The sequence below is a fragment of the Sphingobacterium sp. UBA7855 genome (assembly GCA_002500745.1).
Classification (GTDB): Bacteria; Bacteroidota; Bacteroidia; order Sphingobacteriales; family Sphingobacteriaceae; genus Sphingobacterium.
This window is the reverse complement of the sequence record DLST01000002.1, coordinates 80,837-107,643: the sequence shown is the minus strand read 5'-3', so window position 1 is coordinate 107,643 and position 26,807 is coordinate 80,837. Positions and strand designations below refer to the sequence as shown.

16 protein-coding genes are annotated in these 26,807 nt (G+C 46.6%); 11 read left to right on the top strand and 5 right to left on the bottom strand.

Annotation, left to right across the window (positions count from 1 at the left end):
* Window positions 1-357 precede the first annotated feature (357 nt).
* The 5 genes from B2107_RS01465 to B2107_RS01445 are packed head-to-tail and all read right to left on the bottom strand — an operon-like array spanning window position 358 to window position 8,567.
* Window positions 358-2,274, bottom strand: coding sequence for a TlpA disulfide reductase family protein (locus B2107_RS01465; protein WP_293952487.1), 1,917 nt, complete (start codon window positions 2,272-2,274; stop codon window positions 358-360).
* Entirely contained in the window at window positions 2,267-3,631 is a 1,365-nt protein-coding gene (locus B2107_RS01460) for a RagB/SusD family nutrient uptake outer membrane protein (protein ID WP_293952485.1), read from the bottom strand. Before B2107_RS01460 ends, B2107_RS01465 begins: the two co-directional genes overlap by 8 nt.
* 26 nt (window positions 3,632-3,657) lie before the next feature.
* Window positions 3,658-6,903 (bottom strand): TonB-dependent receptor, encoded by a 3,246-nt coding sequence (locus tag B2107_RS01455; RefSeq protein WP_293952484.1) that lies wholly within the window; start codon window positions 6,901-6,903, stop codon window positions 3,658-3,660.
* 39 nt (window positions 6,904-6,942) lie between these two features.
* Complete coding sequence (locus tag B2107_RS01450; protein WP_293952482.1) at window positions 6,943-7,995, bottom strand: FecR family protein; 1,053 nt, start codon at window positions 7,993-7,995, stop codon at window positions 6,943-6,945.
* 44 nt (window positions 7,996-8,039) lie between these two features.
* Window positions 8,040-8,567: an RNA polymerase sigma-70 factor gene (locus tag B2107_RS01445; RefSeq protein WP_293952480.1), complete on the bottom strand. Its 528-nt coding sequence runs from the start codon at window positions 8,565-8,567 to the stop codon at window positions 8,040-8,042.
* A gap of 388 nt (window positions 8,568-8,955) precedes the next feature.
* Between B2107_RS01445 and B2107_RS01440 the strand changes: the two genes are divergently transcribed.
* The 11 genes from B2107_RS01440 (at window position 8,956) to B2107_RS01390 (ending at window position 26,803) form a co-directional block, all read left to right on the top strand.
* Window positions 8,956-10,056, top strand: coding sequence for a zinc-dependent alcohol dehydrogenase (locus tag B2107_RS01440; RefSeq protein WP_293952478.1), 1,101 nt, complete (start codon window positions 8,956-8,958; stop codon window positions 10,054-10,056).
* A gap of 11 nt (window positions 10,057-10,067) precedes the next feature.
* The gene (locus B2107_RS01435; RefSeq protein ID WP_293952476.1) at window positions 10,068-10,595 is read left to right on the top strand and encodes a hypothetical protein; all 528 of its coding nucleotides are present in this window, start codon (window positions 10,068-10,070) and stop codon (window positions 10,593-10,595) included.
* A gap of 145 nt (window positions 10,596-10,740) precedes the next feature.
* Complete coding sequence (locus B2107_RS01430) at window positions 10,741-11,415, top strand: RNA polymerase sigma-70 factor (RefSeq protein WP_293952474.1); 675 nt, start codon at window positions 10,741-10,743, stop codon at window positions 11,413-11,415.
* 87 nt (window positions 11,416-11,502) lie between these two features.
* Entirely contained in the window at window positions 11,503-12,729 is a 1,227-nt protein-coding gene (locus B2107_RS01425) for a FecR family protein (RefSeq protein ID WP_293952472.1), read from the top strand.
* A gap of 249 nt (window positions 12,730-12,978) precedes the next feature.
* Complete coding sequence (locus B2107_RS01420; protein ID WP_293952470.1) at window positions 12,979-16,512, top strand: SusC/RagA family TonB-linked outer membrane protein; 3,534 nt, start codon at window positions 12,979-12,981, stop codon at window positions 16,510-16,512.
* A gap of 11 nt (window positions 16,513-16,523) precedes the next feature.
* On the top strand, window positions 16,524-17,903 hold the full coding sequence (locus B2107_RS01415) for a RagB/SusD family nutrient uptake outer membrane protein (protein ID WP_293952468.1): 1,380 nt from the start codon (window positions 16,524-16,526) through the stop codon (window positions 17,901-17,903).
* Window positions 17,904-18,030: 127 nt separating this feature from the next.
* The gene (locus tag B2107_RS01410) at window positions 18,031-18,975 is read left to right on the top strand and encodes an ABC transporter ATP-binding protein (protein ID WP_293952466.1); all 945 of its coding nucleotides are present in this window, start codon (window positions 18,031-18,033) and stop codon (window positions 18,973-18,975) included.
* A 12-nt stretch (window positions 18,976-18,987) separates the two neighbouring features.
* A complete protein-coding gene (locus B2107_RS01405) occupies window positions 18,988-21,285 on the top strand; it encodes a Gldg family protein (RefSeq protein WP_293952464.1) in 2,298 nt (765 codons plus the stop codon).
* Window positions 21,286-21,287: 2 nt separating this feature from the next.
* Window positions 21,288-22,625, top strand: coding sequence for a MutS-related protein (locus B2107_RS01400; RefSeq protein WP_293952462.1), 1,338 nt, complete (start codon window positions 21,288-21,290; stop codon window positions 22,623-22,625).
* Window positions 22,622-23,965, top strand: a complete 1,344-nt coding sequence (locus B2107_RS01395) for a MutS-related protein (RefSeq protein ID WP_293952460.1) — start codon at window positions 22,622-22,624, stop codon at window positions 23,963-23,965. Before B2107_RS01400 ends, B2107_RS01395 begins: the two co-directional genes overlap by 4 nt.
* A gap of 6 nt (window positions 23,966-23,971) precedes the next feature.
* A complete protein-coding gene (locus B2107_RS01390; protein WP_293952459.1) occupies window positions 23,972-26,803 on the top strand; it encodes a M16 family metallopeptidase in 2,832 nt (943 codons plus the stop codon).
* The last annotated feature ends 4 nt before the right edge of the window (window positions 26,804-26,807 follow it).

The window sequence follows — 26,807 nt, the reverse complement described above, 5'->3', positions numbered from 1 at the left end:
TGCGGTCTCTCCATGACCGTATGTATCTAATTTACATCAAACTAAATACCAATTGAAGGATTTTTGAATTAATAAATTGTTAAATGCCGCAAAATAATACCGTCAACAGTATTTTAAAAGCAAAAAAAACGTATAAATACTGAAATTATTTTTTATACAAAAAACACACTAAGTGTAACAAAAGCAATACACAGTGAATAATGTACTTTCAAATCTTACACCCAAATAGATCGCTAAAAAATAACCGCCAAAAGTTCCTATCGTTTTGGCGCTTTATACATTCCGTGCATCATGATCTTTACGCGTTTATAAGTTATGTGAGCAGTCTAGTAATTCGCTTGCTTCAACTTCATCTATTTATTCCTCCAATTCTTTGAGGTATTCGATCATGGCATCGAGGCTCTGCAGTAGCTTCTCTCCTTCAAATCCCACCTTTCGAAAGCGGATGTCCCCCTTTTTGTCCAGGATCAATGTTGTCGGAATGGATGTGATATCCAGCTTGCTACTGAGCTTTTTATCCTGATTGTAATAAAATGGAAAGTCAAATTCAGGATTGGCCTTTGCCCATTTGTAGGCATCGTCCCAGCTGTTTCCACTGCCCGAATTGAGTACAACGAACTTCACCTGCGGATCATCCGCATATTTTTTGTATACCTGATGCAAATAGGGAAATGAGGCGATGCAGGGCTTGCACCAGGTTGCCCAAAAATCAATGATGACAATCTTGTCCTTCAGTTCCGTTTTGAGCAACGGTTTCTTGTCCATATCGACAATGCTGATATCCTCTGGAAATGGCGTACTGCCGATGATTTTCTGAAACTCCTGGTAATATTCCTGTTTCCATTGTTTGTCAAGCTTGCTAAAATAAGCCTGCCGTGCGGCAGCATTGTCCGTTCCGTTTTTAATGATCGCTTTGTCGAGAAGTTCACGCGTCGTCGCATCAAAAGGAGCATAACGATAGGCTGCCTCCAATGCGGGTATTGCACTGTTTGGATCATTCCACTGCTGATACTGCATGGCCACTGCGCGGAGCAATGCTGCCGATTGGAGTGTAGGGATACTTTTAGTAAACCAGTCACGGGCCGCTTCGGGCTGGTTTAACTGCGCAAGGATAAGTCCCTGATTGGCCATAATTTCTGCTTTTACGGCAGCAATCTTATCCGCCCTGGCCGGATCATGGGCCACTAGATAGCCCGTTTCGGGGAAATAGCGTATTAAACTTACCGGATAGGCCGCAACACTGTCGAGTAGATATAGATTGAGTTTGGATGCCTCCTGCAGCATCAGCTTATGATCTAAGAGCAGCTGCACATACTGATTGTATGCACGCCATTTATAGGGATCTTGCTCCCATCGGGTGATCAGGGGCAGGTATTTCTTGGCCTGTACGCTGTCACCATGCCGCACATAGTAGGTAAAAAGATAGTCGTAAGCGCTGCCATAGGCCGCCTCATTATCGGCGGTTTTAAGGCCAAGAAGCTGCCCGATCTTGGCAACCACTGCCGTGGAATCCTGCTCGCGAAACAATTTATTGAGCCGATAGGCTATGCCGATCTTCTTGTTGGGAAACTCGTCGATCACCACCTGGCGGATCGAATCTACTTTTTGGTTCTGCCCGAGTATCAGATAGCCCATCGTCACCTTGTTGAGGTTTCCTTCAACAAGTGGATTGCTTCTAAATTTTTGCTCCACCACTGCCAAGCCTTTTTTTAACAGCTGTGCCTGTTGGTCGGCACTAGCGTTTTTCATCTGTAGCACAATCAGGCGGAGCTGTGCCTCATAATTGTCGGGATATAAGCTCAGCTCCTTCTTGAGGTAATATTCCTGTGTAGCAAGGATATGATCCGATGTCTTATCTTGGACCGGTACGCTATACGATTTACCCAGGTAATTACCAGAAATCAACCGACCATCCTTGTAAATATAGATCTCATATTGACTGCTATCGCTTGCCCGCTGTACAAATTTCTTTTCTCTGTCGGCGATGGAAAAACAGGAAAAGTTGGCGTAGGCAGGCAGTTTAAAACGCACCCGCCAGATTCCACCCTCTTGTTGCATGGGCATGCGGCTCGGAAATTCGTAAAAATTTGAATAGTTGAAATCCACGAAATAGGGCCCTTCCGTCTGGGAAGCAGCAGATTTACTTGGATCAAAGCTGATGGTCACGGTATCACCGGCCGTTGCTTTGTGCGGCAAAATACTCACTTGTGCCTGCAACAGCAGGTTTACTTCTAGCAGACACAGCAGCAATGCGTATTTGAATAGCTTAATCATTCTGTTGGAGGTTAGCATTGGTGATTAAAATAGTACTGGCGATCGGTATTTTGGTATCGCTTTCGCTAAAGTCTGTTTTGACCTTTGAAAGTACAGGCAGGGCCCTGTTTGTGCGCACCAGATCAAACCAACGGTGGCCCCATTCCCCGAGCAGTTCTAGCTGCCGCTCCTTTTCGAGCGCCAGGGCAATGCCCGCCTTGTCCATCGTTTGTGGCAGCGCAGCGAGGCCGGCACGTTCACGGATCTGATTGATATCCTCTAGTGCCGCCTGCAACTTATTCTGGTTGAGCCGCGCTTCGGCACGGATCAAGTACTGCTCGGCAAGGCGCAGCACGGTATTGTATTCGGTCACAGGTGCACCTGTGCGCACCTTATACTTATACGGCATATAAAGCGTCTTATTACTTACGACATAAGGCTTTAACCACATCGCTTTGCGTAAATCTTTATCTTCATAGGCCGCTACCGTGGCATCATACACCTGATAGTAACTCCGCCCTGTAGCTACTGCCGGAACGATGCTGAAACCTTCCCAGGTGTTGACCCCGGCAGTGGAAAGATTTACCGTCTGCAGTTGCCAGATCGCTTCTTTGCTTGTTTTCAAAAAAACTGTATTGAGATCCCGCGACAGTTCGTACCGGTTATCCGCAATGACTTTGTCGGCCATCGCTTCGGCATTGGCCCAGTCGCCATGATACAGATAGACCCTGGCCAATAGCGCATCAACTGCTTTTCTATTGGGGCGGGTACGCTCATTGCCCTGATAGGCATCCGCAATATCGACAGCAGCTTTCTGCAGATCGTCGACCATAAACGCATAGAGCTCTTCCCTGGAGGCCGGACCTTTTCGGTTGTTGGCTTCCAGATCCTTGGTATCAGTGATCAAGGGCACTTTATTGAAGAGGTTACTCAGGTAAAAGTAATTGAATACCCGCGTAAAACGGGCCTCGGCCGATAGCTGTGCCTTGACCGTACTGCTGAGCGCCGAGGCTTCAACGCCCTCGATGATCTTATTGCTGTGATTGATATAGCTATAAGGTTGCGACCAGAGCCGATCAAGGTAAGAAGTCGCCGGACTCAGTTTATTGTATTTGTACTCGTCGTAGCTTGTAAAAGCTGAGTTGTAATCGTCGGCCAGACTGGACAGTACAATGCTCATCAGTCCACTGGCGAACTGGTTATTGTAATTGTTCATACTGGTATAGAGTCCGCCCACGGTTGCTGTGGCCGTCTTTTCGTCACTGAAAGCCGACGCTGCTGCCACTTCCGTCTTGGGTGGGTCCACGGCCAGAAATTTATTGCAGGAGATGTTAAGCAGTGGTGTCGCAAAAAGGCTGTAGATGATATATTTGTTCATGGTATAAGTCTTTAGTGTTATGATCATTAAAAAGTGAGCTGAACCGCAAAGGTATAGGTACGCATGGATGGTGTGGCGCTGTTCCGCACCGAACCAAAGGGATTGACATCCGAAACATAAGTGCGATCAAAACCAGGCATCTCGGGATCCATACCTCTGAAGCTTGTCCAGGTAAAGAGGTTCTGCGCATTGAACTGTACCACAGCGCGGCTCATATTGATCTTCTTTGCCCATTTGGAGATATCGTAACTGAGCGATACATTTTTTAAGCGGATGAACGACGCATCGTCCCATACTGCCGATGAATAGCGGTAGTAATTTCGGTAAGCCAGGTTAGCTTCGTTGGCGCTGTTGGCGGTAGCGCGTGGCACATCCGTCACATCTCCGGGCTGCTGCCAACGGTTTAACACATATTCATCCAGGTTGCCCAATCCGCCAATGTTCGTTGCCTGTGGGCCATATCCAATGGATGGTCCCTCCTGTTTGACAAACTGAAATAAGAATCCAAGGCTCACATTGCCATAACTTAGATTGTTGCCGATACCACCATAGTACTTGGGCAGCAGAGAGCCCAAGGTTACATAATCATTGAAATCACTGATTTTCCCATCACCATCCACATCCCGGAATTGGGCAACCCCGGTTTGCGAATCCACTCCCGTAAACTGAAATCCGCGGACGATACGTGTGGACTCGCCAATGATGTATCGCCTCGCATCACTGCTACTCTCCAGCCCGGGATATTCCAGCAGCGTATTGGAAGGGAAAGTGATATTGAAATTGGTTTTCCAGCTGAACTTTTCCTTCTGGATATTCACACTGCTCAGCTCTAACTCCAAGCCTTTATTTTCAATCAGTGCGGGGGTATTACCAAAATACGAATTATAGCCCGTCTGCGGTGCGAGCACGATATTGATCAGCTGATTATCCGATCTATTGTTGTAATAATTGGCCGTTAGGAAAATACGGTCCCTGAAAAAACCCAGGTCGAGCCCCAGTTCTTTCTTTTTAATTTCTTCCCATCCAAAATTGGGATTAAACACCCGTGTCGGATAAAGCCCCGTGATGCCTTGGTAGGCAAAGCCTGTGCCCCAGGTATCCAGGTACTGGTAATCGCCGATCTGGTCGTTGCCCGTCACTCCCCAACTCGCACGAAGCTTCCCGAAGCTCACGATAGACTGATCCTGGAGAAATTCTTCGCTGCTGAACACCCAGGCTGCACCGATCGACCCAAAATTACCGTACTTATTGTTGGGCCCAAAGCGGGAAGAGCCATCCCTTCGGTAGCTGAAATTTAACAGATATTTGTCGGCATAGGCATAATTGATCCGGCCAAATGCAGACTGGTAACGGTAATCTGCATACTGATTGTTGCGGTTCACAAGGATACCTGCAGCGCCGATATTGTTTAGCTGCGAATCACTCGGATAACTGCTGCCATCGAAGTACTTCCCTTCGCTGACCCTTTGCTGCCAGGTCCCCCCCAAAAGCAGTTTAAAATCATGTTTACCAAAGGTTTTGCTGTAATTTATTTGTGGCTCAACGATATAGGACTGATAATCCGAATTCCCGTAAGAGGCCATGGAACCCGTGCTCGTCAATGGATTAAATCCCGCATTGGGCAGCAAGCGCGTCTGGTCCATGCTTTTGAGGTTGTAGCCCACATTGACTTTTGCGACCAGCTCAGGTAATATCGCATATTCGGCAGAAAAGTTGGCCAGTAGGGATTTTGATTTCGAAACACTCGAGCGCTCCATATAGGCGGCGGGATTCTGTAAACTCTGTTGGAACCAATAATAGCCGCCCTTTTCATCATATAAAGGATAGTTGGGCGCCAGGTTATAAAACTGTGCTATATCTGTCGGTACGGTATTGTTACGGTCCAGGTTGAGGTTGAAACTACTGTTGAGCTTAAATCGCTGATCTTTGGACTGCGTAGACAAGTTCAACAGCGCACCACCACGCTGATAATTCTTATTGCCGGGAAAGGGATCCCCCTGACGATTGAAATTGCCACTGGCCAGGTATTGGGTATTTTCGTTACCTCCGGAAAATGACAGCTGATAGGTCGAGAAAGGAGAAGATGCACCATAAAACTCCTTTTGCCAGTCGTTGTAGGCGGACTGATCCCAAGTGAGCAGATCCGGTGCATTATCTGCTGTCGCTGTCCAGTTATCGTTTTTAAAGCCTTCCTTCCGGATGTCCAAATATTGCGCCGTATTGAGCATCTTCAAGTTGCGAATGGCCTTACCGGAGCCCACATTGGCATTAAAGTCTATTTTAAGTCCGCTCTTATTTCCCCACTTCGTTGTGATCAGGATCACTCCATTCCCACCCCGGGAGCCATAGATGGCTGTCGCATCGGCATCTTTAAGCACATCGATGCGTTCAATATCCTTGGGATTGATCAGACTGAGCGGGCTTTGGTTCCCATTGGCCGCTGTAAACTGATTCATGCTTTCGTCCGAAAATGGAATACCGTCGATAATGTAAAGCGGACTGCTGCCATTAGTCAAAGAGTTGACGCCACGCAGCTGCACCTGAAAGGAGCTGCCCGGCAAGCCCGAATTGGAAGCAATATTGAGTCCGGCAACGCGCCCCTGCAAAGCCGCCAAGGGGTCTAGTACCGGTTGTGTTTCGATCTCCCGGCTAGTGACGCTAGATACCGAACCCGTATTTTTGCGTATCGAAGACGTCCCGTAACCGATAACCACCACCTCATCCAGGTTGCCTGGATCTAGCTCAAGGCTTATTTCCATGAGGGCCTTGTCGGCCACCTTCACTTCCTTGCTGCGGTAGCCCACATAACTCAAAAGTAGTATATCATCCTGCTGCAGGCCATTTAAACTAAAACGACCGTTAGCATCGGTCATAGTACTAGCTACCTTATTTTTAACGCGTACACTAACCCCTTCAAGCGCTGCACCGGATCCATTGCTGACCCGACCGGAAATGGTCATCTGGACCGCCTTTGCAGCCCCCTTCCCCTGGAGCACGATGGTATTTTTGACAATTTGGTAGCGTATGCCTTTAGCTGAGAACGCCTGCCTGAGGAGTTCAGGAATATTGACGTTATTTAAATTGACATCTACTGGTAGATCCGGATTGATCTCATTGGGATCATACACAAAGCGATAATCACTGCGTTGCTCGATGGATTTGACGAGCTGTTTAAATCGGACATGGTCAATTGACTTGTCTGCCTGCTGGGTCAAAGCATAACCATTCACATGCATCAGCATCAATAGCAGGGTTTTTACGGACTTTTTCATAAGGTATTTAGATTGAAAATTCGTTTGTTACGATTTTAGTTAGGGAATAAGCAAGAGTTCGTTTTTCTCAATGGTATAATTGATACCGGCGAAGCGTAAAATCTTCAGCACTTCTTCAAAGGATTCTTTTTTGCTGATTTTTCCACTAAGGACTTTATTTTTATAAGCAGGCGACAGGCTATAGGTGAAATTGTACCAACGCGCCAGATCCGCTAAAATCTCAGGCAACGGTGTCTGGTCAAATTCAAAGTACCCGTCTTTCCAGTTGGCTATATCGGGCTGGCTGTTTTCCGCCAGCCGCTGGAAGGCTCCATTCAGCACATTCAGCTGGATCCGCTGTCCGGGCAGCAGAATCTCGTCCAGGCCAGCATTGCTGACCCGTATTTTCCCTTCGTCAAGCTGGGTCGTTAAAAGCGCGTTGTCCTTTGGATACAACTTCACGTTGAAAGCTGTCCCCAGTGCTTCGATACGGGTGTTCCCCACGTGCACAATAAAAGGTTTCGCTTTATTTTTGGCCACCTTAAAATAAGCCTCACCTTCCAGAAATACCGAACGTTTATGTTCATTATACCCCGGTTCAATTTTGAGCTTGCTGTCGGCATTTAACCACACCAGCGTACCATCCGGAAGTTCCATTTTAAATTCCTGTCCCCTTTTGGTTTGAAGCGCCACGTTGCTATCCTTATGCCGATCGAGCCACTCGGGGCTAAACGGCTTTTCCTTACTCAGGCTCACCACCTCATTTCCGATCAACAGATCGGCCTGAAATTGACCAATACTAAAGGGCAATGGCTTCGGAGCTTGCTGCCGCGGGGAAAAGAAGTATATCGCCGCACCGGCCATCAAAAAGAACACCATACTGGCCGCAACCTTTAAATAGGCTTTTTTATGGCGTTTAGCCCGCCATTCGGGACCAAAAATATGCTGTTGGAAAAACTGGTCTTCGGCAGCCAGACCCAGTTCGGGAATGTCTTTTGCATTATTTTGCCGGCTGAGCTGATTGTACCAACTTTCGACAAGTGCCATTTCCTCAGCGCTGCACGTGCCCTGCTGGTACTTTTGCAGTACTTGTTTTGATATGCGTTGTTTCATAGGTGCTATCCTGTTTACCGTTTAGAAGACAGGATAGTGCGCGTTTAGTGGTAGAAAAAAATGAAAATAGTTCGTATTTTTTTTCTCAAAACCGTCAACGCATTGTAAATCTGCTTTTTGACTGTCTGCTCAGAGATCTCAAGTTCTGCGGCGATCTCCCGATAACTCCGCTGCTCGAATCGACTTTTTTTGAAGATCAAAGCCATTTTGCGGGGCAGCTTTTCAATCGCTTGATCAATTTGCTCCGCTAATTCTTTTTCCCGCAACAGATCGTCGGGCATCACTTCAAATGTTGGGGCTGCGTGCTCGAGGTAAGCCTCATATTTCCGACCCACATCCTGGCTGGCAATGCGGTTAATGACCAGGTTACGGGCCGAGCGATAAAGATAAGCCTGATACGAGTGTACGATTTCCAGACGCTCCATGTGATCCCAGAGATTCGTAAAAATTTCCTGCACAATATCACGGGCCTCGTCTTGGTCGTCCAACATTCGGAAAACATGCACATACAGCTTGCCCCAATTTTCCTCATAAAGTTGGGTAAACAATTGTCTGACATGCGTTACGTTCATCCTGATGGCTTAGTTGATGTTGATTACTCAAAATTAGCTTTTATTTTTAGCAATGTCAATTGATGATGGATTTCTAATAAAACCTGTAAAATAATGCAATTTCAACATTGCTTTATTGGAGCGGTGCCCGCTGCGCCACCATTTAACCGTACAATCGGTCATTAAATGGGTTAGCATCTCTTGTTAATAGGTAAGAGATGTTGTAAATACGCTGGCTACGTATAAGTCCCCTATCCGTAAAATATTGAAACGAATGTGACAGCACATTCCTTCCCTTATTAAGTGTCTTTGGACGGGCGCTGTTTTTACGATCATTAATCAATTGAATATTATGCTTGCAATGAATTATCGAGGGCCCTATCGCGTACGTGCCGATAAAAATGCCCCCATGCCAGAGATCCTCCATCCGCAGGATGCCATCGTACGGGTATTGCGCTCCTGTATCTGCGGATCTGACTTGCATCTTTACCATGGTCTTGTACCAGACACCCGGGTGGGTTCTACCTTTGGACACGAGTTTATCGGTGAAGTGGTTGAGGTAGGCGCTGGAATAGAAAATTTACACGTTGGCGACCGCGTGATGGTGCCTTTCAATATTGCCTGTGGCAAATGTGCCTTCTGCCGGCAGGAGTTGTATGGCAACTGCCATGAGTCCAACCCCGAGGCTACTGCCGTGGGCGGCATCTTTGGTTATTCCCACACTGCGGGTGGCTATGCTGGTGGCCAGGCCGAATATGTCCGCGTACCCTATGCCGATGTTGGCCCGGTCGTCATTCCCGACTGGATGGATGCCGACGATGCGGTTTTGCTTACGGATGTGGTCCCTACAGGTTATCAGGCGGCAGAAATGGCGGGAATTCAACCTGGAGATACCGTGGTGGTCTTTGGTGCCGGTCCAATTGGTATTATGGCTGCCAAGTGCTCCTGGCTGTTCGGAGCAGCACGCGTGATTATAATCGACCATGTGGATTATCGGCTCGAATTTGCCGAACGCTACGCCCAGTGTGAGGCAGTCAATTTCCGCTCCATCGGCGATCCCGTCGTTTTTATCAAGACGGTCACCGATTCACTGGGCGCAGATGTGTGCATCGATGCGGTGGGCTGTGAGGCGGCAGGTAACACCGTAAATAGTCTTCTGGGTAGATACCTGATGCTCCAAGGCGGATCGACCACGGCATTGCACTGGGCGATTAATAGTGTTAAAAAAGGTGGTATCGTGTCTATTGTGGGTGTTTATGGCCCAACAAATAGTTTGGTGCCTATTGGCAATGTGTTAAATAAAGGAATCACCATACGGGCCAATCAAGCTTCGGTGAAGCGGCTGCTACCCAAACTGATCCAACATGTAAAAAATGGCGTTATCAAGCCCAAAGAACTCATTACACATCGGGTTCCGCTCGAAGAAGTGGGCGACGCATATCACCTCTTCTCTTCCAAATTGGATCATTGTATCAAAACTGTGTTAATTCCACCATCGGCTTCGATTTAAGATATTTTACTATGATAACAGATCAAACTACACCCGAAGAGTTTATCAACGATAGACAATCGGAATACGGGCATATCAAGGGCTGGGGAATCGATTTTGATCCCAAAAACGACCCCACCTATCCTATAAAAAAACGAAATAACGAAGAACATCAGGGCTATTCCTGGCAGCGCCCCCCACTGCAGGAAGAAACGGTTGAGATACTGCATTCTGTTGAACGCCCCAACCTAACAGCAGTTTATGGAACTGGCAATCCACCCAAAGGGCTGAGTGGCGCCATTAGACGCTTTGCCTTTACGTATAGCGAATCCAGCTACGGCCGCTGGCTCCCGCTGGTGCTGGCAGACCGTGTCGATATGCTGGAAGGTGTTATTGAAGACATCTCGAAAGGCCATCTTCCCAATATCGCCAAAGAACTTGGACTAGGTGCCGAATGGAAGTATAATAAAAAAGCTTTCATAGGGAAAACTGTTGTCGCTGGGCTATTGATTGGATTAGTAGCTTTTCAGCTTTGTTCGAAAAGGGAAAATAAAAGATAAACTAATTATACCAAATCCATTCTGTTGCTATTGATAAGCAACAGAATGGATCTTGGGTATCTCGAGGTCGTCTCCCCAATGACCCCGCCTAGAAAGTTGAATTTTCGCAAAAAATTCACACTTATTTTATTAAAAAGTTATATTTGTGTTATTAATTGATGAAGTTTGGCAAAAAAGCTGGGCCGGATTTCTGTTATTCACCTTAGAAAAACGTACTACACACAACATGCAGGACAACGATTACGCCATACTATCCGATGGAATCTTGGTTGATCTGATTCGCCAGGATGACGAGAAAGCTTTCTCCGTCATTTACCAGCGATATAGTATGCCTTTGTATGTCCATGCCAATAGATTTATCCGTGACCGCGAGGAGACAAAAGATATCCTACAAAAAGTATTTGTCAAAATCTGGTCCATACGTAACAGGTTGCCGACAGACGTCAAGCTTTCGGCCTATCTCTATCAAATCGTTAAAAATGAATTGATCAACCATATTTCGCATAGCAAAGTCGTGGATAAATACCTAGAAAGCATGTCTTCTTATGCATCTACTTACGTAGCAGACACGGATTATGTGATACGCGAGAAACAATTGCAGGAAATCATCGAGCGAGAGATCCAAAATCTTCCTGAAAAAATGCGCGAAGTATTTCAATTAAGCCGTAAGCAGTATCTCAGCCACAGGGAAATTGCCGAAAAACTAGGCATCAGCGAAAAAACAGTAAAGAATCAACTATCCAATGCGCTCCATTTGTTGCGCCAAAAGTTGCCCTTGCTCTTGTTTATCCTTGCTTTTTTTCCGGACCAATCTCAGTAGTCCTATTTCTTTTAAAAAAAAATCATTTTGATCTGGGACCTGTTGCCGAGTTAACTGTTATACTCCAAAACAACAACACCATCATACGTGAGAGAACCGTTAAAAGTAGATCGTGATCTACTCAAAAGATATGCATCAGATCAATGTTCGGATAGCGAAAAAGCCTTTGTGGATGATTGGTATATCAGCCATGCAAAACAGCTTCCTGATTTTGATCTAACAGCCCAAGAATTGCAGGCGGATCTTTCTGATGTCTGGAACAGCATCGACACCGACATCCATTTACCGCATCGGTCCAGCTCCAATTGGAAGAAATGGTTTGCAGCAGCTGCATCTATTGCTGTGATTGGCTTTTCTTCCTACTATTTCCTTAGACATGATTCTGCCCCCTCATCCCAGGATAGAAGCAGTAGAACAGGTACCACAAAAGTTGTAACAAGTTCTGCTGTTAATGAAAAGGTTCTCCCCATTCCGCCAGCAAGCAGTGGCGCTTCTTTGATTTTGTCGAACGGTGAACAAATCGACCTGAACAAAATCAATGGTTCTTACAATCGAAAAGACCACGAAATTCTCATCGACTGGAGCGATAACGAACAACTTGTTTACCAGAACGATGATTCCAAAAATAACAGCCAAGCCATACTAAACAATACACTTTTGGTACCAAAGGGCAATACTTACAAAATTCGGCTCGGCGATGGTACCCAAGTCACACTCAACGCGGATAGTAAATTAACTTTTCCGATACGGTTTACAGGTGCCAAACGCGAAGTGACACTGGAGGGCGAAGCGTACTTCGAAGTGAGCAAACGGCAAATTAGTGCGGGCGATAAAATGATCAAGCAGGAATTTATTGTCCACGCCGGACAAAATGCCATTCAGGTTTTAGGCACAAAGTTCAATGTCAAAGCTTATCGCGAAGACAAACAGCAAAGTTTTACCCTGGAAGAAGGAGCTATTGCCTTAAACAACCCTACCAATCCAGCCCCTATCCTATTAAAACCCGGTCAAAAAATCATACAAACAGGCAACGAATTTACACTGCTAGAAGTCGACCTCACGAAAGATCTTTCTTGGAAAAACGGCGATTTTTACTTTGATTCGGCTACGTTACAAGAGATCATGGCCCAGATATCAAGATGGTACAATATCGACGTAGCGTACCTTGGCCCGATCAACAACCAACGGTATATCAGCAGTATATCGCGCAAGAAAACTTTACAGGAAGTACTTGAAATATTAGAAACTACCACCGGTATAAAATTTGAAATCCGCACGGTAGACAAAGAAAGGAGGTTGATGGTAATACCCTAACGAAAGAAAAACCACGATTTCAAAATAAATCTAGAGGCGTTGCACCGCCCCTAGAACTGATTTTTGAATTCACGCCTAGCATTATTACGAAATTATGAACTGCATGACATGTCTCCTTGTCAAGAGGGACATCCATGTCCAAAAATCAACAAACAAATGTATCAATATTTTTTTGCTAATGAAAAGTATCAGGTAAATCAACCGACCCACAGACCGCCTATCTTTTCCAACTTTATAATCAAATTGCTTATGCGATTTCAATTATTTTGCCTGTTGTTTTTGGTTTTGTTTTTACAAACAGCCACGGCCCTGCATGGCCAAAACAAAATCAACCTAAATGTCAAACGTGCCAGCCTTGAGCAGATCCTGCAACAGGTACGTACACAGACTGGGTACGATTATGTGATCCGTCCCGAACACAACAAATCGTTCTCAGCACTCACAATCAACTTAAGTGACCTTGAACTTACCGAGTTGCTTGCGCTCTGCTTTCAAGGGCAGTCGCTGGGCTTTATTGTTCGCAACAATACCATTATTGTCACCGATCAGCAGCAGCAACGCACCATTAATGGAATCGTTACCGATACGCAACAAAGGCCACTTGCCGGAGCAACTGTACGGATCAAAGGTACCAATAACCAAACGCGAACAAATGGAAAAGGAATATTTGTATTATCCAATGTTGCCAGCGATGCCATACTCGAAATTAGCTACTTGGGTTATGAAGTACGGCAGATAGACCTCAGCGGTACGCCTGCAAGCAACCTGGGACCGCTATTTGTGCTCAAACAACAGATTGCTGCGCTCGATGAAGTAACTGTTATGGCAAATACAGGGTATCAAAAGCTCGACCCCAGCAAAGCCACAGGCTCTCTGGTGGTTATTGATGACAAAAAAATACAGGAAAGTCCTGCGCTGAGCCTGATCGAACGATTGGAAGGGCAAATTCCGGGCGTTCAATTCGACACGCGCACCAACAGCATCCTCGTACGCTCGCCAAATACCTTTTCCAGTACGTCCAGTACGCCGCTGATCGTTATCGACGGATTTCCGGCGATGGAACAACAATTGAGCAGCAATCCGACAGGATCAGGCAGCCGCCTTTCGGCCACCAGTACAAGCGCCGGTATACTCAACAATTTCAATCCAGACGATATCGCCAGCATTACCGTGCTGAAAGATGCCGCCGCAGCCTCTATCTGGGGATCAAGAGCTGCTAATGGTGTAATTGTCATCGAAACAAAGGCGGGGAAAATGGGGAAAAATAGCATCAACTTCTCTTCTACACTCGGAACCTCTGCTCCACCAAACCTGCATAATTTACGGAACATGAGTGCGGCTGAGTATATCGACTTTGAGCAGGAGCTCTTTGATCATAATTTTTATTACGATCCTGCCTCTGGCTGGCGCGCACCAAATCGCTCCGACGCCATCATGACGATGTTCCGCGCCAAACGCGGCGAAATCAGCACCGACGAAGAAAGTAGCATCCTTAGTCAGCTCGGACAAATGGACAACCGTCAGCAGATCCGCGATCAGCTGTTACAGGCCGCGCAAAGCCAACAGTATAACCTATCGTTTAATGGTGCTGTGCAGGGAGCGCGCTATTATGCTTCAGCCGTGTATTCAAAGGATAGACCGATCTACCGGGAGAACAACGCCAATAACATGTCCTTGACTTTCAATATCGAAAACAATTATTTTAACAACAAGCTAAAAGTATCGTTAGGACTCAACCACATCATTCAAAAGAGTAAGGTGAACAATGCAGCAATTCTTGCCATCAGTCCGGGTACTTTTGGACTCACTCCCTACAATATGTTATTGGACGACAACGGAAATAGCATCAGCCGCTATTTTGCTTTTACTCCGCAGGTTGCCCAACAGCGTTTTGAGAGCCAAGGGTACTTACCATGGTCTTATAACCACCTGGATGAACTGAATCTCAGCAGCGACAGATACGACAATAACTTGACACGCTTCACCGGTCAATTGACTTACCATCCCTTGAGCTGGCTGAATGCATCGCTATCAGGATCCTATCAAAAAGGCCTCCGTAATATGGAAAGCCTCCGCGATGGCGACAGCTATGAAATGCGCAACCTGATCAATAACGGTACCACACTCAGCAGCACAGGCAAACTGACCTATGGGGTTCCTTTGGGCGGCAAATACGTCACTTCTAACAGCAAAACAGACGATTACTCCCTACGCTTCCAATTGGATGGAACCAAAAAATTTAACGGTATCCACCAGATAGACCTATTTGCCGGTAGCGAGATCCGCCAGAGCCAGATGATGGGCTACCTACAGACACGTTATGGTTTTGATAAAGATACCTATCAGTCTACTGTCATCAATCCGACGGTGCCTTACAAAGATATCTACGGTGCCAATAAGACATTAAATATACAGGATGCCCCCATCAATATCGACCGGATACGCTACCTGAGCTACTACGCCAACGCAGGATATACACTGCTTGAAAAGTACTTCTTAACCAGTAGCCTACGTTTTGACGATGCAACTATTATCGGTATCGACCGTTCGAAACGCGCTAAACCTTTTTGGTCTACCGGCCTGCGCTGGGACCTACACCGAGAAAACTTTATGCGTGCGCTGCCCTGGATAAATGCACTTAGCTGGCGTGGAAGCATTGGTACAGGAGGATCTGTACCGCGTGACGGTACCTCATACACCTTGTATTCGGCTTCCATCACCGATTTTTATACCCAGCTTCCAACAGGATCTATCAGCATTCCGGCCAATCAGCTGCTGGGCTGGGAAACCACACGGACGTTTAATACCGGACTGGATTTCACTGCCCTAAAAAGCCGTTTGACGGTTAACCTTGATTATTACATAAAAAGATCTTACGGTATTGTTGCTTCCGTACCATACAATGCAACCTACGGATGGTCAAGCCTGGCCTTCAACACCGCCAATATGAAAAGTCAGGGTATTGACCTGAGCATTCAGGGGCAGATCGTTCAGGGGCCAAACTGGAGGTGGAACAGTGCTTTCAACCTGGCTTATAGCAGCAACGAAGTGACCGACGACCGCTTTCCAAACACGTTGAAAACCCCAGGTGAGACCTCCACACCGATTGAAGGCTACCCTATTGATCAAATCTTTGCTTACCATTGGGCGGGGCTCGACAACAAAGGCCGCTCCCAAATTCGTGACGGCCAGGGCAAGGTATTCGATTCAGACGCGTCTACCGATGATTTTAAACCGACTGACCTACGGTATATGGGACGCATGAATGCGCCTTACTTTGGTGGCTGGACAAACACCCTTTCGTACAAGAACTTTAGTTTTACAGCGCGCATGACAATGAAATTTGGTCACAAGGTGCGTTGGAAAGAAGTTAATTCCACTCAATATCCAAACAATACAGCAGGTTTTGATGGCTATCTGGCCAACAGCAAGGCTTTGGTAGACCGCTGGCGTAAGCCCGGAGATGAGGCCCATACCGATATCCCTGGCGTCATCAATACCAGCCTCAATAGCATACAACGGTTTGAATACGCCGACATTAATGTCATCGATGCCAGTCACGTCCGCCTCCAAATGCTAGCACTAAACTATAGCTTTCCGGCTAGCCTGTTAGGCAACAACAAGGCCATCAAATCGTTGAGCATAGGCGCCACGGCGACCAATCTGGGCCTTTTGTGGAAGAAGACAGACCGCGATATCGATCCAGATTATATGTTTGATGGTAGCTATGCCAGTATGCCGCCCGTCACGAGCTATGTATTTCGTATCAATATGGGATTTTAAGAATTATGAACATGAAACACAAGATTATCACCTTCGGCTTTGCCGCCATATTTGTTTCCAGCCTGGTATCCTGCCGTAAATTCGTGGAGATAGACCTGGTCGGCAAACGTGAACTTAAATACACACAGGACTATCAAAACCTACTGAATAACAGCACATCGGTAGAGCGATCGTATTACTGGCCGGTCCTGGCCAGCGACGATAGCTATGGATCGGACGAGGCTTATCTGAATACGCTTTCTCTGACAGACGCCAATGCCTATAGCTGGAAAAGCGACATTGTTGGCGACAACAATGAAGATCCGGACTGGGCAGACCAGTACAAACAAATTTACCTGTTCAATCAAGTTGCAACAGAGATTATGGACAGTCAGGGCGGAACAGACGCCCAAAAGAGAAATATTTTGGGCCAGGCTAAGGTACATCGCGCGCTCAATTATTTTAACCTGGTCAACAGCTACGCGAAGCAGTACGATGCCTCAACAGCCCATACTGATCTTGGCATTCCGCTATTGACAAGTCCCGATCTATATGCCAAGCTAGACCGTAAACCCGTGGAAACAGTGTATAGGCAGATTATTGAGGATCTCACTTCGGCCATTCCTGACCTTCCCGAGCAGGCGAACTTTAATATGCTCGCCTCGCGCTCGGCCGCGGAAGCGATACTGGCACGCGTTTATCTACAGATGCGCGACTATGGCAAAGCACTGCACTATGCAGAGCTTGTACTGGCCAAGCCAGCGTATAAACTGATCGATCTCAAACAGTACAAAGCTACACCAAATAGCTATCCGAATATCCTGAATGATACGGAAGAGATTTTTATAAAAAGCTTGCGTAATTCATTCCCCACCCTGTCCTTAAATCCCGAGTTACTGGCGCTGTTTGAACCTGGCGACCTTCGTGCTACCCTCTTTACGGTCGACGGTAGCGTATTTACCTGGAGCTCTTTCAAGGGCAAAGCGTACAATAAACACCGCATTATCTCGGCCAACGGCAAAGTGACCAATGGCCCAACGCTTCCGGAGCTGATGCTTATTAAAGCAGAGGCGCTAGCCCGCGACAATGACCGTTTTGTAGAAGCGGTAGCTGTATTAAACACGCTTCGAAGCAAGCGCTTTGAAGACGGCGCATACAAGCCACTGCAGGCGATGGATCAACAGGCTCTCCTCAAGATCGTCATCAACGAGCGGCGAAAAGAACTGATGGGAAAGGGTTTACGCTGGTTTGACCAGAAGCGCCTTGCCGCCGAACCCGGGTTTATTACTACACAGACCCGTACGTACAAAGGTGAGTCATTTACCCTGACCCCCAACAGCAATCGGTATGTCCTGCCTATTGCATCCAAATACATTGTTTTAAATCCTGAAATTATTCAGAATCCAAGGTAACAACAGCATTCAATATGATCCCCACTGCTAGCGGACGTACCATGTACTTCCGCAGGCAACAGACACGGTGTGCATAACAACACAAACACCGTGTCGGGGGATTACTCATACCAAAATCAACGATAACATGAGCACAGCAAACGACACTCCTATTGTTCAGGTGGTAGATCTTTCCCATCGATATAACGTTCAATGGGCTATTCGTGACATTAATTTTGAAGTTCAAAAAAATGGCATCTACGGCCTATTAGGAGCCAATGGCGCGGGAAAATCTACCACCATGAATATTATGTGCGGCGTAGTAAATCAGTCGCACGGTGAAGTTTTTATCCGCGGCATCAGCATGGCACAGCATCCGGTAGAAGCAAAGAAACATATTGGTTTTCTACCACAACAGCCACCGTTGCTTCCCGAGTTGACCGTAGAGGAATATCTCATCCACACGGCAAATTTACGTCTAATGGCACCCGAAAAAATCCCAGCTGCCATCGAACGTGTGCTGTCTAAATGCAGCATTGCCCATTTTCGCCATCGGCTGCTCAAAAACCTGTCTGGCGGCTACCAGCAGCGGGTAGGAATAGCCCAGGCGATCATTCATGAGCCTGATTTCGTGGTGCTAGATGAACCGACCAATGGTCTTGACCCCAACCAGATCCTCGACATCCGGCACCTCATCCGAGAGATCGCAACAGAACGCACCGTTGTGCTATCCACACATATCCTGCAAGAGGTACAGGCGTTGTGCGATCATATCTGGATGATCCACGAGGGCCGCATGATATTCTCCGGTTCACTTGAAGAATTTGACAACCAGGTTGCACCCAATAATGTTGTTGTCAGCCTAATATCTCCGCCATCCATGGAGGAATTTCAGCAGCTCCCGGGCTTTGTTGACATGGAGCCTTTAGGCAACATTAAGTTTCGAATACGATCCACGAACACGCAGGAACTCGTCGAAGCCTTGGTTGAAAAAAGCGTCCAGGAAAAATGGAATCTGATCGAGATCTATTCCGAAAAAAGTTCGCTCGAAACCGTATTTGCCGAAATGACTCGAAAAAGAAGAAAAGTATAATTCAATCCAACCATGAAAACAACATTAAAAATAGCAAAAACAGAACTGCAGGTACTCTTTTACTCACCTGTTGCCTGGCTTGTGCTGATGATCTTTACCTTTCAGATAGGCTACTTATTTTCTGCCTCCTATGCCGGGATGGTGCAGTTGCAGTCCATGAAAATCGACCTTATCAATACCACTGAAAGCCTATTTTCATCGGCCTGGGGTGGTATATATCCCAAAGTACAGTCTTATCTCTACCTCTACATGCCCTTATTGACCATGAGCATCATGAGCCGCGAATACAGCAGTGGTTCCATCAAATTACTGTACTCCTCACCCATTACCAACAGCCAGATTATTCTGGGTAAATATATTGCACTGCTGCTTTTTGGTCTTGTCCTCACTTTGTCGGTATCCATCCTCGTTATTTTTACCATGGGTACAGTAGTGCATGCAGACATCGGCCCAATGCTGACAGGCTTGCTCGGACTTTTTCTATTGCTGTCGGCCTATGCTGCTGTCGGCCTTTTTATGTCTTCATTGACCAGCTATAATATTGTGGCCGCTATCGGAACACTCTGTGTATTTGCCATGATGAACTTTGCACGTGGCCTTTGGCAGGACATTCCCTTTGTGCGCGAAATTACCTACTGGCTGGCCATCAACGGCCGTGCCGACACCTTTATCGCAGGTTTGATCACAACAGAAGACATCCTTTACTTTATACTTGTTAACGTCCTTTTTGTCAGCTACTCTATCTTCCGTCTTCAGGCTATCCGAAAGAAACAGTCGACTGGTAAAAACCTACTGAAATTTGGCGGCATCACCCTGGCGGTGTTCTTCATCGGATATCTGACCACGCTCCCCTTTATCAAGCTATACTACGACAGCACCTACCGAAAAAGCAATACGCTACGCCCCAGTAGCCAAGCGATCATGGACAAACTAACCGGTGGATTTAAGATCACGACCTACGTCAATATGCTTGATGGCAATAGTTTTATCGGCTTACCCTCGTCGTATAAAACCGATGTAAGCTCGTTTGAGAAATACATCCGTTTCAAGCCCGAAATAGAAATGGAATACGTGTATTACTACCATCAGACTGAAAATCCCATTCTCGACCGACAGTTTCCAAAGCTCAATGCCGATCAGCGCCTGGACACCCTGCGGAAATTCAACAAATGGAATTTTGACATCCTGCCCTATGAAGCCATCAAAAAACGGGTAGACCTCTCTTCGGAAAACTATCGTTTTGTCCGCGTACTGGAACGTGATAACGGGCGTAAGACCTTTTTACGTGTTTATGATGACATGCAACGTGTACCGATGGAATCAGAAATCAGCGCAGCCATCAAACGTTTGGTGATGGATGAACTACCTGTGGTCGGCTTCGTATCGGGTCATGGCGAGCGCAACAGCAACTCTACCCAAGATCGTGGTTACAAAACCATTACCCAGGAAAAGGCATTCCGTTATTCGATGATCAATCAAGGATTTGATTTTAAAGAGCTTGACCTGTCGAAGCCGGTTCCGGAAAATATCAACATCTTGATTATAGCCGAACCGCGGCAGGCCTATAACGAACAGGAGTTATCCAACCTGCATGCTTATATTGCCAGCGGCCGCAATATGATGCTTGCCGGAGAGCCGGGGCAGGAGGCTATTTTTAACCGCATCGCCGCACCATTGGGCATTAGCTTGGAACCTGGTGTGCTGGTCAAAAAGCAAGAAGCCTTGCAGCCAGACCTGCTGACACTCAAACCAACCCAGGCCGGCGAAGACTTTTCCTATTACCTCAAACCGATGGCCCGCCGCGAAGAGGTTGTGACCCTGTTAGGTACCGCTGGTATCGTGATATCGCCGCAATCGCCATTCCAATCCAAGGTACTTTTTGCTTCGGATACGACCGGTACGTGGAATGAGCTTGAAAACCTCAATTTCATTGATAGCAGACCCGTTCTCAATATTGCCGCAGGTGAGCGCGAAGGAAGCCGTCCCACGGTAGTGGCGCTCTCCCGAAAAGTCGGTAAAAAAGAACAGAAGATACTCGTTACAGGAGACGCCGACTGGATTAGCAACAGTGAGCTTTTCATCAAAAGAAATCAGGTCAATGCATCCAACTTTTCTCTCGTCAGCGCAGCTTTCTCCTGGCTTAGTGATGGCGAAGTACCTGTAGATATGCGTCTGCCCGATTCAATTGATAAAAGCCTACGGATCGGCGAAAGCAGCTGGACCTATTTTGAATTGCTGATCAAATACATCATACCACTGAGTATGCTGAGCGTCGGTCTTATTATCTGGATCAGAAGAAGGGGGCGTTAATTATGGGATTATTAATAGACAAACAAACCCGGGACGATCTATCGATTTTTACAGCCAGAGGTTCCGCATCCATCTTTGGCCTCTATAACAAAACGGCTACCTCCGGCGGAGCCGAACTGCTGGAAGAATGGTTTCACTATCCGCTTTCAGATGCGCAGGCCATTGGCAGACGTACGGCTACCATTCAGCATTTTATGGATGAGCCCATGCCATTTCCCTTCCAGTCCAGCTGGTTTGACCAGGCTTTATTTTATCTGGACATGGCCGATGAACGTAGCCGCCTGCGGACAGGAAGTATGACTGTGAAAGAACGCTTTCAGCAATTTGTCGGTGGCGATACTGATTACAAAAAAGTGGTTGCCGGCATCATTGCCTGTAGTAAAATTATGCACGCATGGAAAGCGCTTATCCATTCCAGCGCAGGCCCCGAAGGTAGCTACCAGGAAGAATTAAAGCAATGGGCGCTCAAATTTGAGAACAGTGGATTAGAGCAGATTCCTTTGCTTCAAGAAAAAGAGCCGCTCAAGCGTGAGACCGTTATCCAGTACGACAATATCCTCCGCTTTGAGGAAAAAGATCTTTTGTTAGCTATCCTACGTGATATTTATACCTTCGATGTTTACCTCAGTGTCGCGCAGGTTGCCAATGAGCAGCATTTCGTCCTTCCAACAGTCGACAGCAGTATGGATCAACGCCTCATCTACGAAGGTGTTTTTCATCCACTGGTCAGGAATGCCAAAGGCAACGACCACTACATGGATCGTTTAAACAATATCACCTTCCTGACGGGAGCCAATATGGCAGGTAAGTCGACCTTTATGAAGTCTTTGGGTATTGCACTTTACTTGGCACATGTAGGCTTCCCGGTGCCCGCAAAACGTTTATTATTCAGTCCCCGGGACGGGATTTTTACCTCGATCAATCTGCCCGACAATATTGCAATGGGCTATAGCCATTTTTTTGCCGAAGTCTTACGGATTAAAAAGGTCGCGCAGCAGCTTGCCGAAGGTCGCAGGCTCTTCGTCATTTTCGATGAGATGTTTCGGGGCACCAATGTTAAGGATGCTTTCGAGGGCACCGTTGAAGTGGTCTCAAGGCTATACCATCACCCCAGATGTCAGTTTGTGCTATCCACCCATATTCTCGAAGCCGGAGAGCAGCTGATGCAATCGTATCCCGATATCAAATTTGTTTTTCTACCCACAAACATGGTACAAGGCAAACCGCATTACAGCTACGCGCTGCAACAGGGAATTTCGGCAGATAGGCATGGCATGATCATCATCGAAAACGAAGGCATCATTGATTTATTAACTTCTCAAAAACAAAAGGGCGCATGAGTTTCATTATTGATAAACAAACACTTCAGGATCTCAATATTTCCGGAAAATATAACCGCGATTCCATCTTTTCACTTTATAACAAGACCGAGACTTTTGGCGGCGAGTTGCTGCTCGAAAAACTTTTCCTGCAGCCTTTTACCGACCCTGCGGCCATTGATAGACAGGCAGCGCTCATTTCATTTTTCAGAAGTTCGCAGCAGACATTCCAGATCAACCCCGATGATCTCGATATTGTGCAAAATTTTACCAATAGTTATTCCGATCAGCACTTTGCCCTGGCCCTTGCCCATGCGGGACGCCGCAAACTGCTGGCCGCGCTGGGTTTAAAAGAAGAAAAGAAATACCTGGAATCCGGCATTCGGGCTACCCTTCGGATCATGCTGCATTTAGCCAGTTACCTATCCGAACTTCAACAGCAAGACAAAACAGACCTGCTTCGGGGAAGCATCTTTGATCAAGCTTGGCTGCGGGAGGAATACACCCAACTCGCGCAACTCCAGCATAAAATCGAATCTTATGCCGACAGCATCCCGCTTGGTCTAGCGGCAAGCTGCGATTATCAATTGCGGCACAAGTGGTCTAAAGAGATTCAGCAGAGCCTTTCAGCCATCTATCACATCGATCTTTACCAATCTATTGCGTCTGTGGCCAACGACAGAGGTTTTGTCAGGGCAGAAGTTGTTGCAGCAGAACAACAACATATTCTGCTTGAAAATGTTTACCATCCTACTATTCCCAACGCCGTGGGCAATGACCTCACGTTTGATGGAGAGCGGAATCTTCTTTTTCTGACCGGGGCAAATATGGCTGGAAAATCCACCTACATGAAAAGCTTTGGCATCGCCATCTATCTTGCCCATATAGGCCTTCCGGTACCCGCCAACCGCATGGTATTTTCTGTAAAAGATGGCTTATATAGCTCCATAAACGTGTCGGACGACATCGATATGGGCCACAGTCACTATTACGCAGAAGTGCTCCGCGTCAAAAAGGTGGCCGAGTATGTCAACCAAGGTAAAAATATGGTGGTTATTTTTGATGAACTCTTCAAAGGTACCAATGTCAAGGATGCCTTTGAAGCCACCCTTACCGTCACACGCGCATTCCAGCAACACCACAATTGTCAGTATCTGATCTCTACCCACATTGTTGAAGTAGGCCAGCAGCTGCAGCAAGAAGATCTTTCCGTTCAGTTTATCTATATGCCTACCGAAATGCGCGGCCAAGTGCCTTATTACTCTTATCGCTCAGCGCAAGGAATCAGCAGTGACAAACATGGTATGGTACTGATCCAAAAAGAAAAAGTACTTGAATTATTAGAACACAACAGCAAATAGTTAAACATGCGAAACACCACCCTATTTTTCACACTTCTAGCCCTATCCATTGGGACAGCGGCACCAATAATGAGCGCTGCCCAAAAGGCAAAGCCAGTAAATTCCATCAGTCTCCATCAGCCTATCCCCCTCGACCCCGCTATTAAGGTGGGAAAACTGGCCAACGGATTTCAATATTTTATTCTGCGGAACAACGAACCCAAAGAACGCGTGCTATTTTACCTGGCCAACAAGGTCGGCTCGCTACAGGAAACCGACAAGCAGCAAGGGTTAGCCCACTTTTTGGAACATATGAACTTTAATGGGACAACTCATTTTCCGAAGAATGCCCTTGTAGACTACTTACAAAAATCAGGAATACGCTTTGGTGCTGACCTCAATGCTTATACAGGCTTCGAAGAGACCGTATATCAATTGCCTTTACCGACCACAGATCCGGTACTTTTGCGCCAGGGCATCCTGATCATGCGCGACTGGGCAAGTGGTGCTTTACTTGAAGATGACGAAATTGATCAGGAGCGCGGTGTCATTCTTGAGGAGAAACGGCAGCGCGGTGGTCTTTCGCACCGCCTACAGGAAAAAACATTTCCTATATTGACCAATCAATCGCGTTATGCATTCCGGATGCCAATCGGAACCGATGAAGTGCTCAACAACTTCAAGCACCAAGAGATCCGGCAGTTTCATAAAGAATGGTACCGTCCCGAACTACAGGCGCTAATCGTGGTGGGCGATATCGACGTCAATGCCATCGAAAAAGAGATTGTCGCTCAATTTTCCGGATTAAAAAATCCAAAGAACGCCCCGCGATCCAAAAGCTATCCAATTGCGCTAACCGGCAAGAACCAATTTTTAGCCTTTACCGATCCCGAAGTCACACAAAGCTCCCTGCAGATTTTATATAAACAAGAAGCACGGAAAACGAGGCAGTTAAGCGACTACAAAAACGCATTGGCTAAAGATTTCTTTATTCAGCTCTGTAATATGCGTCTTGCCGAACAAACGCGGAAATCGACGACCCCCTATCTGGCAGCATCGCTGAGCAACAGTGCACTTGTGGGCAATATCGAAACCAACGGCATCCAGATTACACCGAAGCCCGATAGTCTGCAATCCAGTATCAACGCCGTATATTATACACTGGCCCAGATTGCCAAACACGGTTTTAGCAACGATGAACTCGATCGTTTGAAGTCCGACTACCGCAGCATGCTGATACAGAGCCTCAAAGAGTACGACAAGACAGACTCCAAATCCTTTATGGATCAGATTCTGGCCTACTACCTCAAAGGAGATCCCGCTCCATCTTTCCAATTTCTGCAGCCTATCCTGCTCAATGCACTGGAGGAAATCCGTATGAGCGATATTCTGCAGTATGGTAAAGAATTCGAAGGTCATCAGAATCGCGACATGGTGTTGGTTTATAATGATGATGTTAAGGTAGTGCCCAACGAATCTACATTGAATGACTGGATCATCAACGCATCAAAACAAGCGGTAAGTACCTATCAAGAAGAACAACTTGCAGAACAGCTGTTACCCACTTTACCACAGCCCGGACATATCGTCAGCGTACAGGATGATCAGAAAGTCGGTACGCAGACCCTTTTGCTCAGCAATGGCGCCAAGGTTATCCTCAAGCCTACCACTTTAAAAAACGATGAGATCCTATTGACCTCTTATAGTCCTGGCGGATATTCTCAGTATGCACTTAAGGATTTTCAGTCTGCAACCAACGCTGTCGCTATTGTGACCAACAGCGGACTAGGTCCTTTTAATTCACTTCAGCTCTCGCGTTACCTCAACGGCAAGCATGCCACGGCCAGCCCCTTTATCAATGAAATTGGCGAAGGCATTAAAGCACAAGCTAACCGTGAAGATCTACAGACCGCATTTGAGCTCGTATACGGTTATTTCACCGTACCGCGTTTAGATCGGGAAATCAATAAGACCAATCTTGAGAAAACAAAGTTGTCTCTTAAAAACAGGCAGCAGCAGGCAAGCACCTTCTTTAGCGACTCTATTGCCGCAGTTTTGTACAACAACGATCCACGTAAGACGGCACCTACCATAAAAAAAATCGAGGAGATTGATTTGGACCGCTCTTTTGCAATCTATAAAGACCGATTTGCGGATGCGTCAGATTTCACCTTTGTAATCGTCGGCAATTTTGACCGTGCTTTTATAGATCCCTATATCAAGCAATATTTAGCCACCTTGCCCAACATCCACCGCAAAGAGTCCTTTGTAGACAACGGCGCTTATCCGCCAAAAGTGGGTATCCAACGCTCGATACATAAGGGAAAAGAAGAGAAGTCCACGGTGGCAATGGCCTATCTGGGTACTTACGACGATTATAGCGAATACAACAATCTGTTGATGGACGCCCTGTCAAGCAGCCTAACCATCAAACTGACCGAACGACTACGGGAGAAAGAAGGCGGTATTTATTCCATCAGCGTATCTCCTTCCCTGGCGAAGAATCCAAGAAAGCGGTTTGGCATGAATATATCTTTCACCACGGCCCCCGGACAAGTGGATAAACTTGTGGCTGCGGCTCTCGAAGAGATTGAACTGATCCGTAGAAACGGGCCATCGCAGGAAGATATTGATAAATACATTGCCGAAAAACTGCTGAGTAGCAGTCAACAGGTGCAGTACAATGGATTTTGGCTGTCATACCTATTGAGCAGTGCCGTTGATCAGCTGGATGCGGCACGTATTTTTAATGAAAGCGAGCAGATAAAGTCGATTACCCCCGCAAAGGTGCAGGCACTTGCGCAGAAGTACCTCGAACCAAGCCATCTGTTTCAGTTTACACTTTATCCAGAGCAATAATTCG